14 protein-coding genes and 3 pseudogenes are annotated in these 13,004 nt (G+C 56.6%); 12 read left to right on the forward strand and 5 right to left on the reverse strand.

Annotation, left to right across the window (positions count from 1 at the left end):
- Positions 1-47 precede the first annotated feature (47 nt).
- Positions 48-764 carry an IS6 family transposase gene (locus OKW38_RS01535; RefSeq protein ID WP_429359650.1) on the reverse strand — a complete coding sequence of 239 codons (717 nt, stop codon included), beginning with the start codon at positions 762-764 and terminating at the stop codon, positions 48-50.
- Positions 765-1,173: 409 nt separating this feature from the next.
- Between OKW38_RS01535 and OKW38_RS01540 the strand changes: the two genes are divergently transcribed.
- From OKW38_RS01540 to OKW38_RS01550, 3 genes are all read left to right on the forward strand, one after another.
- Entirely contained in the window at positions 1,174-1,641 is a 468-nt protein-coding gene (locus tag OKW38_RS01540) for a hypothetical protein (RefSeq protein ID WP_429332305.1), read from the forward strand.
- Between the two features lie 14 nt (positions 1,642-1,655).
- A complete protein-coding gene (locus OKW38_RS01545) occupies positions 1,656-1,844 on the forward strand; it encodes a hypothetical protein (RefSeq protein ID WP_429332304.1) in 189 nt (62 codons plus the stop codon).
- 292 nt (positions 1,845-2,136) lie between these two features.
- Positions 2,137-2,385 (forward strand): hypothetical protein, encoded by a 249-nt coding sequence (locus OKW38_RS01550; RefSeq protein ID WP_429332303.1) that lies wholly within the window; start codon positions 2,137-2,139, stop codon positions 2,383-2,385.
- Between the two features lie 197 nt (positions 2,386-2,582).
- On the opposite strand, the gene OKW38_RS01555 is transcribed toward OKW38_RS01550, so the two are convergent.
- Together OKW38_RS01555 and OKW38_RS01560 are read right to left on the reverse strand one after the other, a co-directional pair.
- A complete protein-coding gene (locus tag OKW38_RS01555) occupies positions 2,583-2,948 on the reverse strand; it encodes a bacteriohemerythrin (protein ID WP_429332302.1) in 366 nt (121 codons plus the stop codon).
- A 35-nt stretch (positions 2,949-2,983) separates the two neighbouring features.
- Positions 2,984-3,713, reverse strand: a pseudogene (locus OKW38_RS01560) (IS6 family transposase).
- Positions 3,714-3,756: 43 nt separating this feature from the next.
- Here OKW38_RS01560 and OKW38_RS01565 point away from each other — a divergent pair.
- From OKW38_RS01565 to OKW38_RS01575, 3 genes and pseudogenes are all read left to right on the forward strand, one after another.
- Positions 3,757-3,918: pseudogene (locus tag OKW38_RS01565) on the forward strand (ABC transporter substrate-binding protein); the annotation flags it as partial.
- Between the two features lie 683 nt (positions 3,919-4,601).
- On the forward strand, positions 4,602-4,808 hold the full coding sequence (locus tag OKW38_RS01570; protein WP_429359652.1) for a hypothetical protein: 207 nt from the start codon (positions 4,602-4,604) through the stop codon (positions 4,806-4,808).
- A 37-nt stretch (positions 4,809-4,845) separates the two neighbouring features.
- Positions 4,846-5,382: an IclR family transcriptional regulator domain-containing protein gene (locus tag OKW38_RS01575; protein ID WP_429359654.1), complete on the forward strand. Its 537-nt coding sequence runs from the start codon at positions 4,846-4,848 to the stop codon at positions 5,380-5,382.
- Between the two features lie 405 nt (positions 5,383-5,787).
- Here OKW38_RS01575 and OKW38_RS01580 read toward each other — a convergent pair.
- Positions 5,788-6,008, reverse strand: a pseudogene (locus OKW38_RS01580) (DDE-type integrase/transposase/recombinase); the annotation flags it as partial.
- A gap of 380 nt (positions 6,009-6,388) precedes the next feature.
- Here OKW38_RS01580 and OKW38_RS01585 point away from each other — a divergent pair.
- The 6 genes from OKW38_RS01585 to OKW38_RS01610 all read left to right on the forward strand — a co-directional run bounded on the left by OKW38_RS01585 (position 6,389) and on the right by OKW38_RS01610 (position 12,043).
- Complete coding sequence (locus tag OKW38_RS01585) at positions 6,389-6,649, forward strand: hypothetical protein (RefSeq protein WP_429359656.1); 261 nt, start codon at positions 6,389-6,391, stop codon at positions 6,647-6,649.
- 532 nt (positions 6,650-7,181) lie between these two features.
- Positions 7,182-8,369 carry a porin gene (locus OKW38_RS01590; protein ID WP_429359658.1) on the forward strand — a complete coding sequence of 396 codons (1,188 nt, stop codon included), beginning with the start codon at positions 7,182-7,184 and terminating at the stop codon, positions 8,367-8,369.
- Between the two features lie 454 nt (positions 8,370-8,823).
- Positions 8,824-9,363 carry a MarR family winged helix-turn-helix transcriptional regulator gene (locus tag OKW38_RS01595; protein ID WP_429359660.1) on the forward strand — a complete coding sequence of 180 codons (540 nt, stop codon included), beginning with the start codon at positions 8,824-8,826 and terminating at the stop codon, positions 9,361-9,363.
- A 372-nt stretch (positions 9,364-9,735) separates the two neighbouring features.
- Entirely contained in the window at positions 9,736-11,301 is a 1,566-nt protein-coding gene (locus OKW38_RS01600; protein WP_429359662.1) for a methyl-accepting chemotaxis protein, read from the forward strand.
- A gap of 218 nt (positions 11,302-11,519) precedes the next feature.
- Positions 11,520-11,801, forward strand: a complete 282-nt coding sequence (locus OKW38_RS01605) for a helix-turn-helix domain-containing protein (RefSeq protein WP_429360661.1) — start codon at positions 11,520-11,522, stop codon at positions 11,799-11,801.
- A gap of 26 nt (positions 11,802-11,827) precedes the next feature.
- On the forward strand, positions 11,828-12,043 hold the full coding sequence (locus OKW38_RS01610; RefSeq protein ID WP_429359664.1) for a hypothetical protein: 216 nt from the start codon (positions 11,828-11,830) through the stop codon (positions 12,041-12,043).
- Between the two features lie 184 nt (positions 12,044-12,227).
- On the opposite strand, the gene OKW38_RS01615 is transcribed toward OKW38_RS01610, so the two are convergent.
- Positions 12,228-12,899, reverse strand: coding sequence for a GntR family transcriptional regulator (locus OKW38_RS01615; RefSeq protein WP_429332295.1), 672 nt, complete (start codon positions 12,897-12,899; stop codon positions 12,228-12,230).
- Between the last annotated feature and the right edge of the window lie 105 nt (positions 12,900-13,004).

Below are 13,004 nucleotides of genomic sequence, written 5' to 3' on the forward strand. Positions count from 1 at the left end.
CCGATAAGATTGGCAAGGCAAGAAAGTTCCGCAATGACAAGGAGTCCTTACGCCACCAGCGAATAGAACTGATCGGCGGCGGTTCGGGCGACGCCGCTGTCCTTCATCTGGCCTTTCCTGATCATATGCATCGTCTCAATGCCTGACAGGATGATGCGGGCACACCGGAAATCCTTGAAGCCCATCATGGGCCTGGTTCGTCGTTTGATCGCCCGATGATCCTGCTCGACGATGTTGTTCAGATATTTGACCTGCCGGACCTTGATCGGCGTTTCCCGCTCGGCGTTGATGGCCTGGAGGGCGGCCAGATTCGCCCCGCTTTTATCCATGGTCACGGTCTCGGGCGTCCCGTTCCGATCGATGGCTTTCTCGAAGTAACGGCGCGCGGCAGCTTTGTCGCGATACGCCCGCAACAGGAAATCCACCGTATTACCGGCCTTGTCCACCGCGCGATACAAGTACTTCCACTGGCCGCCCACCTTGACGTAGGTCTCATCCATCCTCCAGCTCTTGCCGACCGGACGTTTGTGCTTGCGAAAGGCCTTCTCGAACAACGGTACGAGTTTGATCACCCAGCGATGCACGCTCGAATGGTCGACCTCGAAACCCCTTTCGGCCATCATTTCCTCGAGATTTCGCAAGCTCAGCGAGTAGGCCACATACCACCGCACACACAGCAGGATCACGTCCAGCGGATAGTGCAGGCGTTTGAGTACATTCGCTACGCCGGCAGGCAGGGCTTTTCTCGCAGTCGCATTCTTCATATCACGCTTCCCTTCAGGAAAATGTCCGCCTGAATTTTACTCCCGCATCCTTAGCGCGACACAACCAACCCTCACCCAAAGCGTGACGTTGAACATCCGGCCTCCGGTCGTTCAGACGCCGTATGAGTTGAAGCACGTTCTCGAACCATCTCGGGTATACCCGCCAATCGCAACCCTTGTATCTCATGGTCATGTCGCATAATATAGTGAATACACTATTGCATAATATGTAGCAGTTTTTACAGTCAACCGATGGCGCAGTTTGCGTCACACCGCGCGCTAGACTAGCGCTGGCTGTCACGGTAAATGCAAATGCTGTGGCTGGATGGTCGTGCAAATCGATCACGAGCATTGAGATTAGGAAACTTGAATGAATTGCGCCAACGCATCATCCTGAAAGTACGTCGTCATGTGGTTGCGGCTCTACTTCGGAGCTCATCTTTTCTACTCGGGGATTCGATACATCCTGAGCGGTTACGTGCCGGAAATCCCCGATATTAGCGGAGCTTACGTTGCGGCGGCCACAACGATTCATATGTATCCAGCGGTCAAGTATATGGAGTTCTTTTACGGCCTAATGCTCTTGACGAACCGGGGCGTACTGCTCGCGCTAATCCTCGAGATGCCAATCACCGCAACGATCTTCTGGCTCAACACGTTCATTGTCGCCACGCCGCGCCAGCTCTTTACCGGGCCGCAGGAATTGTTTATGAACGGCGTGCTCGTGCTGGCCTACAGCGGATACATGGCGGCGGTGTTTCGACTCAAACTCGAACCGATGTGGCTTTGGGACGGCTGGAAAAGGTGTCTCCAGAACGAAACCAACAGTTCAACAGCGAAACATGCGCTGTCATCCCCACATCAAGGCAACGCATAACCCTGGAGGCTGATATGAAGAAGGATACCTGGATAGCAGTAGGAATCTGTTTGTTGATCACCGTGGCGGCGTGTATTGGCTCGACGGGTTTGGGGTATGCCGATTACCGTCCGCTGCGCAATTTCGACTACTTCGGGTTGGGTGTGGCTTGGCTGGTCTTTGTTGCAAACCTCATCCGTGACCAGCGATCGGTAAGCGCGTAGAGGTATGACCCGGGGCTGATGCAGGAGCAGGCGGCTCAAGGTGATGCGGCACCGACACGATACGGTTTGCCGACGACGTGGATCCGGGTCTTTGGGTTGGTCGCTCGACACGATTACCTTGACGGGCGATCATCCGCCTTTCCGTCCGTCAATTCTTGCGGTTCACAGAATGTGGAAATAGCACGCTTGTCGATGGTTTGCGCTGGAGCACTGGCATACGCATCGCACGGGCACCCAACATCGGCACAGTGCATCGACAGGCGCCTTTTCGCGGGACAGAGAGGATAAAGTGATGAAGACCGGAGAGCAATCTTTACGTTTCGTAGTTGAAAAGTGGCTCGGGTTGCAACCTCCAGAGAGCGCAAGGGTGACGGCACTGGGCCGTCCGCGCTCGGGCAAAGGGCGTTTCGTGTGCGTCGAGACTGTACACGGCAGCGAAAGACTCGCGCTGTTCTTCTTTCGGCACGACGACGGATGCTGGAAGGTCTTTCCTCCTGCTCCGGCGTTGCCAGAGATGGCTTTGGAGCGTCTGTTTGCGTAGCCTAAATCGGGCCTGTCAGTAATTTCGTGTTCGAGGCATACAACCCTCCGTACAAGCAGGAAATTATCAAAATTCCTGCTGTACGCATAATCGAGGCAGGGCCAGTCGTCGCGGACCGTAATACATCGGCCGCGAAGTAGTGCTTTTCCGGGTTCCCGCGTCCGTGCGCAGACGGGCTCGAGAGCGGGGACGACAGTTCAGTTCGAACTTCTGAACACGACCGGCTTGCCGCCCATCGTCCGCTTCGTCATCCATGCCGCCAGCGCCGAGTCCAGGTAGTCCGCATGACCGGGAAACCACTCGAACAGATGCAGGCCGAGGTCGTGCGCCAGTTCGGCGCCGGCCCGTCCTTCCGCGACCGCGGCCTTCACCTCGCCGACCGACTTCAGCACTGCCGCATGTTCGTCGATGTGGCAGTCTCGCGGCGGAAAGTTCGTGGTGCGCATCCATTCGTCTGCCTGATCGAAATGACTGACCGCGTGTTGCTCGAATGCCTCGACGGCCGCCACGGCGGTGGTATCGTTGCAGGTCACGAGTTTGAACGGCTCTGTCAACTTGGGCACAGACTACCTGTGTCGCTCAAGAGTAGTTATCCTTATCAAATAATTTTCTCGACTGCGGCAGAGACAGTCCAAGCATGCCATGCGGCGAAGCGTTCTCTGAGTACGGCACGATGACAGGCCGCGGTCATCCGATGTCTGGGCAACGCGAAGTGCTGCCGGATCGGGCCGAAGGATGAGAGAAACGGCTGCGTGCGACGCGGATCGCGAAAGCCGCACATCTGGCGTTCGCGCCTGCGGGTCGGCTGGTGGCTGTTCTCGGCGCGGTTGTTCACGCGTGCAGCTGCTTTGACGAAAACGTGCTTCACATGAGCGAGCTCGGGAATCTCGGCCTTCCGCCGGATAGCTGCGAAGCTGGTCGGTAACGATCCGGCGCGGCACCGGGTTTGAGCGCAGCAGGCGCTTGAAGAAGCGCTTTGCCGCGGCCTTGTTGCGCCGCTTTTGCACCAGCACATCGAGATCGGCGCCATGCTCGTCCACTGCACGCCACAACAAATACGGCTCGCCGCGCAGCGTCACGAACAGCTCGTCCAGATGCCAGGTGCTGCCCGGCTTGCGCCGCGCCGCTTTCGCGCACTGGGCGAATCGAGCGCCGAACTTGTCGCACCAGCAACGGATCGTTTCGTACGTGACCACGACACCACGCTCGAGCATCAACTCCTCGATGTCGCGCAAACTCAGGCTGAACCGGAAATACCAGCGAACCGCGCAACTGATGATGACCGCAGGGAAGCGGTGGCCGTGATAAGGCGATTTCGTTTCTTTCATCACTTCATTCTACCGCCGCCTCCCCACCAACCTGACAGTGCCCTTCATGGTCATCCGGCAGGCGATGGGTGTCGCCAGGAGTCGGCGCGAAATGGCTGCGAAGATGTTGCGTGAGTTCGTTGAGGACATGAAACGAAACGGTTTCGTCGCGCAAGCGCTTGAACGCCACCGTATTGCAGGTGCCTCTGTCGCGCCGCTCGAGTAAATAGCAGGGAAGGGTGTAGAAGCGCGGTCCGCTGGATGACCGTTGCGTGACGCCACTGCGGCTCGGGTGACCGTAGACGGTCACGGCTGAAGGTGAGCTGCCGTCGGCCGTCGGCCGTCGGCCGTCGCCGTCACGTTGCCATTCGAGATGGTTACTTTCCTTTTTGGGGTGCCGCCTCTTACCACGGGCAATCAGTGTCGAAGATGAATCGAACACTTCCGACCGCATCGCCTACATGCGCGAAGCTACGTGTTGCTTGTCAAAAGGTTCTAAATAAGGATTACGTTCCGAACGCAACAGAATGCGCAGCTATGGCATTGGTAGACCACGTAGTGATTGAAGCTCCGCAGACTTTCCAGATTATTTACGCGGTAACGAAGTTTAATTTGAGCGGGTGTGCTGTGCGTTGGTACTGCTCAATCGGTTCGGAACGGGCTTGAGGTAGGAGGCCGATGCGTGATGGCATGCAGTTACCGACGATTCGTAACCATGCCCGGGCGCGGTTCTCCGACTTTGATCGTGTAAGGAAGATCGCTTAGGGTCATTGCTCGAGCGGCGTCAACTGGCCGAGCGCGCTGCGGTCAATAAGCTGTTCGGCGTACACCGTGGATGCGCGTCGCGCATCTCCCGCGTTTGCGAATGAATGCTTCTCTGGTACATGAAACGGCGCGCAGCACGATCCGGTGCTGTCGGATGCACGCTTCGATGGTATCGCCGACTTTTTCGGCGAGCGGCAGCAGTACTCCATAGTCGAAGCGCAAGCGCAATTGCCTCTGCCTGTACCCAAGAGCGACGCTGTATACGCGTCGCTGGTCAAGCGGGCGGTGAAGCTCGCAAAGAGAGCAGAACTGCGCTCGGGGTTCCAGGGTTACCTCGGCCCGGCCGACTGACACGCGCTCGCATGGCATGCATCGGCACCTCTGGCCTATGCTTCCGCTGCTCGCGCTCGCGATGGCCATGCAGGACGAGACAATCGCGAGCTTCGGCGGCCAGTCTATCTGGACGATCGACGTCATCGCCAACATCGTCAAATGCGCGGACGCGATGATAGCGATCATCTGGGTGGGGAAGGCGGACGGGCAGCGGACGGCCTTTTGCTACGATCCCGACGTGGGCCAGGCAGCACGACTTTTATGCACGTCGACCGGACACGCATGGCTCATGACGATGACCGATGAACAGGCGGCCGCGCTGGTCTTGAAACAGGGCTTCGGACAGCCGAATGAATTCGGACCCAATGCGCCGACGACGCTCAGGGCGCTGCTCGGTTTTCTGCACGCGGCACGGGTCCGTGGCTATGCGATGATCGACGAGGTGTTCGCGCCGCGCATGTCGGCGGTTACCACGCCCGTGCGGCTCGCGCTGCGTTGGCGTCATCAGCCCGGCCGGTCCGAGAGGACGGCTGACCGTGGGGAAAAATACACGAGTATTCGGTACTGCTGGGCGAGGCGGCCAATGAGCTAGTCCAGTTGAGCAACCTGGCGGGGTTCCCAAGTCGGCCGCCGCTCGGCAAGGGATGAGAAAATCGGGGCTTACGCCGTCCAGCCGACGGGGCTTGCGCCCTTTGGTCGAACCCCTATCTCCGGCACGCCGTGACCGGAGTCGCGTGACACATCAGAAGCCGGGACTTTAATCGGCAAGCGCCTTCGCGCGGAAGCCGACCACTACGCAGGTCGCTGGCTTTACTGGGGAGCTTGCGGAATGTGTACCGAGAGTGACCACCCGCCTCGTATCGGAATGATCCGTTGCAGCTTGAGGCAGTCAAACTGCCAGACAAACGCATCGAATGTGCTCTGGTGATCGAGGAGGATCTGGTGCAAATAGGTAGTGGATAGTGGGTCCGTTATGCCTTGAGATATGGATGCCTTATCAATTGAAAATGACGGCATTCCAGACGGAGGGGCAGTGATGTCCTCAAGCGCAAGAGCGGACAGGTCAAACTGCCCCTTGCGAATGCGATGCATCAACTCGATGCCTGAAATCGTAGTCTGGGCATTTATGAACCTCTTGAGCCCGCGCATCACATTCGCCCTGGACTTGATGTGACGATGGTCTTGTTCGATCAGGTTATTGAGGTACTTCGAGGAGCGCACCTTCGTATCCTTGGAAGCAGTCCATAGGACTTCATCTCACGCCCAGCCCGGTGCGACGCTGCATACCCATATGGCGTGGCCGTCTCCCGTGGTCGCCCTGATGCTTGACTGCCTTGGTGAAAAAGGCCTTAGCTGCTGCGACATCGCGCGGCATCACAGCACAAGGTCGTGATACGTGCGCAAGGTTATAACGCGCAACTCAATAGTCGCGAACCGCCACCATTGAATGGCAAATTGCGCCAGTTGGGGAAGCCAAGGGTTTTCACCAGAATATGGCTCATTGACATTGTAGGCCACTATAAATACTATTTTGACTGAGGACAACGAATTCTATTGTGCCTGCTTTTAGGTGCGCGCTTCCAGTGGAAGACGTTGGCATGCGCGCCCTGCTTTCCGCCACGTATCTTCGTGACACGCGGCTCTTCGCGGTCCGCGGGGTCACGGCTGCGAGCGCGCTTCTTCTTCTTTTGTCACCGGGTCATGGTGGCGGGGCAATTACGACGGCCGAAAACGTGGCTTTGCTCGGGAGGATGATACTGAAAGGCATTTCGATCGCAGGCATACAGCTTGGCGAATATCCTCTGTCGACCCATATCTATCCAACACGTTCCGGGGATCCGGTGTGGGATAAATGGTGACTCTTTCCCATGTCGGTGCGATTAGCGCGGTATCGACCGCCGGATTGGCAATCAAGACGTCGGTTGCTGCTTACGTTTCCGTCGGGGCGGCGGTTGCGATCGGCATTATTGGTGCGCATTAGGTGGTATCAGGATGCATTAGAAAAGCGTTATCGAGATCATGCGAATCCGAAGCCGAACATGATGCTGAAGGCTGATCCGCGGACTCTCACGGAGTGACGGATTAGAAGGTGATTGATGGCCGTGGGAAGTCGGAAGACGGTGTGGTCAAGCTCATGGCTACTAGGGGTGGTCGACAACTGGGCCGACGCCGGCCCCTTTCTCTATTTGGTCGGTGCCTACGGGCAACTGGCACCGCCCCAGCCGCTCGCCATTCAAGAATTGCTTCGGGCGTCCCGCCGGGTCCCGACGTCGCATTGGATGCTGCACATCTCCAGGAGGGCAACGGACCGGCGTAACAAAATGACCTACTCGCGTTTGTAATTCAATAGCAGTCGGTTTCAGAGATCACATATAACAATCAGGAGAATGTATGAATCACCAGGGGACGTGGAGGAAACACCGGTGGGCCGCGGTGCCGCTTGCATGTGCATCAGTTTGCATGAGCGTTACGGCCGCCCGTGCGCAAAGTAGCGTCATGCTTGGAGGATTTCTTGACGAAGGTGTCGCCACCTATCGTGATTCAGGTGGGGCCCGTTTGTATCAAATGCAGGATTCCGCCATCTTTCCCACCAAGTTTTTCTTCCGCGGGAGCGAGGACATGGGAGGGGGCCTGCGCGCAAACTTCAGCCTCGACTCGATGATCAGCCTGAGCACAGGGGGACTTGATCCGCAGTCGCGCGGCGCGATGTTCGAGAACTCGTCGTGGGTCGGACTCAGTCAAGCAGGGATTGGCAGCTTCCGCCTCGGGCGCCAGAACGACTTCGCCTTCGACTACTACCTGATCGGTGGTATCGATCCGGCAACGGGCATCGCTGGCGGTATGCTCAACTTCCGGACCGGTAGCTTCGGTGCCGACCTGCTCGGCGTTTCAGGGCCGGCGCAGATTGCTGGCGCCGTCTCGGGCGGCCCGTTCGCGCCTATCACGACGAACGGCCAAATTTCTGGATTAGCGGCCATCAACTGGGATCGTGTCGGCGGCAAGCGGATGGCGAATGCCATCAAGGTTGTGTCGGAGGAATATGCCGGGCTGTCGGCTGGCGTCATGTATAGCTTCGGCGGCACAGCGGGCGACTTCAACAACGGGGCCGGAAAAAGCGCGGCGATCAGCTTCCGGAATGGTGAAACGCGTGCTGCTGTTGTTTACACTGAGCAGAGCTATGCGCCGGTCAACAATGGACATAGTGGCATCGCCAACCTGCTCGCCGGAGCAAGGACGAAGTTCGGCCATTTCACTGTCTCAGGGATGTATAGCGACGCGCGCAACACCCATACGGGGGCCAAGATTTACGCCCTGGCTGGTGGCGTCGGATATGACTTCTCACCGGCTTGGAACCTCGGCGGCGCTTATACCTACGAAAATGGTAACGCGTTGCTGAAGAACGTGGTGATCAACCAGGCCGCGTTGCAGTTGACGTACACGTTGTCGAGACGCACCGCGGTCTATGCCGCCGGCGTATATCAACGCACCAACGGCGCATACGCTGCAGAAATCGGGAACATCGTGGCAAGCGGCAATATCCAGACTGTTTTCCAGCTTGGCATGATGCATCGATTCTGATGCTTCATTGAGGAACGGCAGCGATGATCATGTTTTCGTCATCGCTGTCGTGGCCTTCTTGGGTCATGCACCGGGGGCCGCAAATACTGCCATCCGTCCGTTCCAAGCGGTCGCCAAGGTTAGCGCGGCGCAATTCGAACTCAGTGCCAGCGTGCCTCGATTGATCAGTTTTGCCTTTCCGCTGCGATTTGGGTAGGAAAGTCCGCCCCGTCAAGCTCAGAAAGTGCCCCAATTTCCCCTCGTCCGAAGTAATTATAATATTCACATTTGAATGCTATAATAAAGTCCAACGTCTTCGGAAACGTTCGACCCGCGGATGAGAGCAATTCGGTGCGCCGGGCAAGCAGTAGCAGCGCAGGAGCGAATGATCAACCATAGTACGAGGTGGTTTTAGGACGTATAGAGCACGCCCAACCACTGGTTCCGACCACCTTTGCAGGAAAAGCAGCAAGAAATGAAGAGCGAGGAGGGGCTACACCTAGGTTATGAGGCGGAAGTCCCGGCTTTAAGTTGGCTCACCCGTATTGTTGAGATTGACAAAGCGATCTCCGAGTCTGCTGATCAACATTTGAAGTCATCGCTTGGGATTTCGTTTGCACAGGCGAAGGTCGTCGCATGCCTGGCTGGGCACCAATTCATGACGCAGGTTCAACTCGCGCACCGGCTGCATTTCGATATGGGGGCGCTATCCAGAATCATTCCGCGTCTCATGGATGCTGGAGTTGTAATGAGGTCTCGGCATCCAAACGACTGTCGCTGCTGGTGTGTTCAGCTTACGGGAAGCGGAGTTGCGATGGCTGCGAACATTACAGCCATTCTCGGCGCAGCTGACAATAAATTGATTGGCCTCTTAACCGAGGATGAAGCCGATATTTTTATTGCGTTGCTTAAGCGCCTGCTTGCTAATTCCCCAGCCCACGGCTCAATCGATGTCTCGAGATTTGCCGTGACGGGCAGTCCAAGACCCTCCAGCGTCGTTGGCGCACCGGCGTGAACGGCAACCTCCCTTCTCCGCCCTAAAACGTGGCCAGCGGATGATCTAATCCAGCGCGTCTTTGCGTTGCCCTTTACCCACGACGTCTTCTCGCCGCCGCGGCCGCGAGCAACGGTCTGAACAAACGCCAGCATTGCGCGCCATGCACGGCTTTCGCCCAGTCGACGCGACTGTCCGGATGCCGCATGCGCGGCACGCTGGTCCTGCTCGAGTTCAGAGTTTCCAGTGCGCACGCGTACAGGGCGGTTATCGATCTTGCGGGGCGCGGCTATAACGCATCAGGCCAGATTACACAATTAACGTTGTCACCTATCCATACTCATAGGGCTCATGCCGAAATACAAAGTATACAATTAATGTAGGCAATAAAACATGCTCCTGCTTCTTTGCAATCTCAAAATACGCAACCGGCTGTTTGTAAGTTTCGCAATCGTTATCGTGCTGCTATGCAGTGCCGCGGGATTTGCGCTCTTCCAGGCGCATCAGATTCAATCACATCTAATGGACATCAAACAGAATTGGATGGAGTCAGTCAAAACGATTGCGGATCTTCGTCTGGCGCTCAGTACAGATCGTCGTTCCACGCTGGGTCTTGTCTTGTCTGATACCAAGAATGCCAAAGATACCAATGCTGCGATTCGAGCCGAAGCCTTGTATCAGCTGAGAAAAAGTGTCGATCGCTATGAGAAACACGCGCGCCCGGGCGAGGATCGTCAGTATTTCGAGAACGATAAGAAAGCAATCGCTGCGTACGCGATGATCAACAAAGAACTCTACACGCTTGCAATGTCTGATAATCCGGATCTTGCTACCGAGCGTGTGCTCGCCAACACCAAGATCTTTGCTGTTTTCAAATCCACGGAGGAGACGCTCACCGCCCATATGGACTTCATTCAGAAGCAGGCAGATCAGGCTGCGGAAAAGGCCATTCATGACTATGATGTGGCCTTGATGCTGACGTTCACCGTAATATGTATCGCTATCGTTGCTACGGTATATGTCTGCAACACGGTTGCGACGTCGATCGTCTTCCCGTTGAATGACGCCGTAAAGATTGCTGAGGCAGTTGCGTCAGGGGATTTGACGTCAGAAGTCAGGGTACATTCCGATACTGAACTTGGCCAATTGATGCGCGCGCTTCGCAGCATGAATGAGAGTCTCGTGGATATCGTAAAGCAGGTCCGGTCCGGCAGTGAGGCGGTATTGACCGGCGCATCCGAAATCGCCGCGGGGAACGAGAATCTGAGCCAGCGCACCGAGGAACAGGCGGCGTCTCTCGAGCAGACGGTAGCTTCGATCCAGCAGTTGACGGCGACGGTGCAGAACAACGCGGCGAATGCCAAACAAGGCCTCAAACTCGCACAGACTACGTCCGATCTGGCAAACAGCGGTGGAGAGGTCATGAAACACGTTGTGACCACCAAGAGCGGCATTGCCGATCAATCGAGGAAAGTCGCCGACATCATTGCGACTATCGAGGGCATCGCTTTTCAGACCAATATCCTAGCCCTTAACGCGGCGGTCGAAGCCGCACGTGCTGGCAACGAAGGCCGTGGCTTCGCCGTCGTGGCCCAGGAAGTCCGCACGCTGGCTCAACGCTCGGCAACGGCGGCCAAAGAGATCAAGGAATTGGTCAGCAATTCGGTCACCCGCGTTGTCCAAGGATCTCAACTGGTGAACGATGCCGGGTCCAAAATCAACGACGTGGTGAGTGAGTTCACCCGGGTCTCGACTCTGATGGAGGAGATCACCCACGCATCCGATGACGGCCACCGCGGCATCATGGAGATAAATAAGGCGATCGGTGAAATCGATACAGTGACCCAGCACAACGCAGCCTTGGTCGAAGAGGCCGCTGCTGCAGCCCGTGGCGTTCATGCAGAAGCAGAGCGCCTACAGACACTGGTTACTAACTTCAAGATCGCACGCGCCATCTAAATCAGAGTCTCCAGGCACAAAAAAAGCCATCGATGAGGGATGGTTTCCTTGATATCGACGAAGACTGCGGTACTGCGGACAACTTATTGCAACAGAACCGAGAAAAAGCCTTCGATGTTAATTAACTGCATCCCAAAAGTTCGACACGGATCCAACCTTTGGGGTGTCTTTCATGGCGAAGTACGATAAGCGGTTCAAACTGAAGTTAAGCAACACGCATTTGCGCGAGGGGAGTTGGGCGGCCAGTATTGGCAGCCCGCCACGAGATCGGCTACTCGATGTTGCGTCGCTGGGTTGATGCCTATCGTTTGCACGGCGACGCAACGCTATGCCCTAAGCGCAGCCGATACGACGTTCACTTCGCGGGCCGAAGGTGCTCAGGCTCACGTCGCGTGAGGGGCTTTCCCTGCGCGAAGTCACGGCTCTGTAGGACATCCACGATCCTGCCAGGGTCTCGCAATGGGTGCGCCTATATGATGAGGGCGCTGCAGATGCTCTGATGCCCCGCCGACGATGGCGTCAAAAAATGCCCAAGACCCGGCGTGACCTGCCTGTTGAAGAGAAAGCTGCCGATACGCGATCACGCGAAGAACAACTCAGGGAACTCGTGTATCTGCGGATGGAGGCGGCGTATCTGAAAAAGCTCGATGCGCTGTCTAGGGAAAAAAACCAAACAGCACAAAAGAAAAACACGCAAATCGTGAAGGGCTGCGGACTCGGCATCCGCTTGCCGCACTACTGAAAATCGTGGGACTGGGCGGTGAGCGCGTATCACCGCACGGATGGTGCTGACAACGCCATGAATGCCACCATGAATGCCAACATCGTGTCCAGCGGCAAGGTACCGTGGGGCCGAACACCTCCTGTACACGACATTCCGATCAAATGAGCGTAAGGGGGCACAGATTGCGGCCCTCCTTTCGTTTTTAGGCCCCTCTAGCGGCCAGCACCCTCACCAGTCCTTCCAAAACCACTGAACGCCCTTGATCATAGGCTGCAAGCAGATGAACTCTGTCCCGACTTTCCAGTGCCTGCACCAATCGCGCTTCGATATCTGCCCGGCGATGTTCCGGACTTGCCGAGACATCCGCGGCCAGCGCACGATAGCGATCCGACAAACGCATCAAACGCAGGATTTCTAGCTTGATCACCTTGTGTGGAGACAGTTCGAAAATCGTGTCGTGGAAAGCACGGTGCTTTTCGATCCAGCCATCGCGATTACCCGCCGCCAGCAACTCCGTGAGATCTGTAAGCATTCGCTTGAGCAGCGTCAGCTGCTCGGGCGTAGGCCACTCGATCGTGCTCAGCAGTTCTGCCTCAAGCAGTTGACGCATCCGATATAGTTGTCGGGCCTCATCACTTGACAACTGTGCGACAAAGAATCCACGATTCGGATCGTGCTCAATGATGCCTTCTGCCGCCAAGAGCTTCAGTGCTTCCCGGATCGGAACGCGGCTGATCCCGAATCGATCAGCAAGTTCCGACTGCCGCACTTGGAGGCCCGGTGCTAACACCCCTCGATTAATCAGCTTGCGCGTCTCTGCGGCCACGTGAGCCGGAAAATCAACGGTGTCCGTTTCGCGAAGTGCGGTGACCATCTACTCCCCACCAAAACGAAATACATTTTGGTATTATATATCAAGATTTGAACTTCCGGGTATCTCTCGTTGGCAAAATGAAGAAAAGCCCTTTTCTGTTCAGGA

The sequence above is a fragment of the Paraburkholderia sp. MM5496-R1 genome (genome assembly GCF_050436205.1).
In the GTDB taxonomy this organism is placed as follows: Bacteria; Pseudomonadota; Gammaproteobacteria; order Burkholderiales; family Burkholderiaceae; genus Paraburkholderia; species Paraburkholderia tuberum.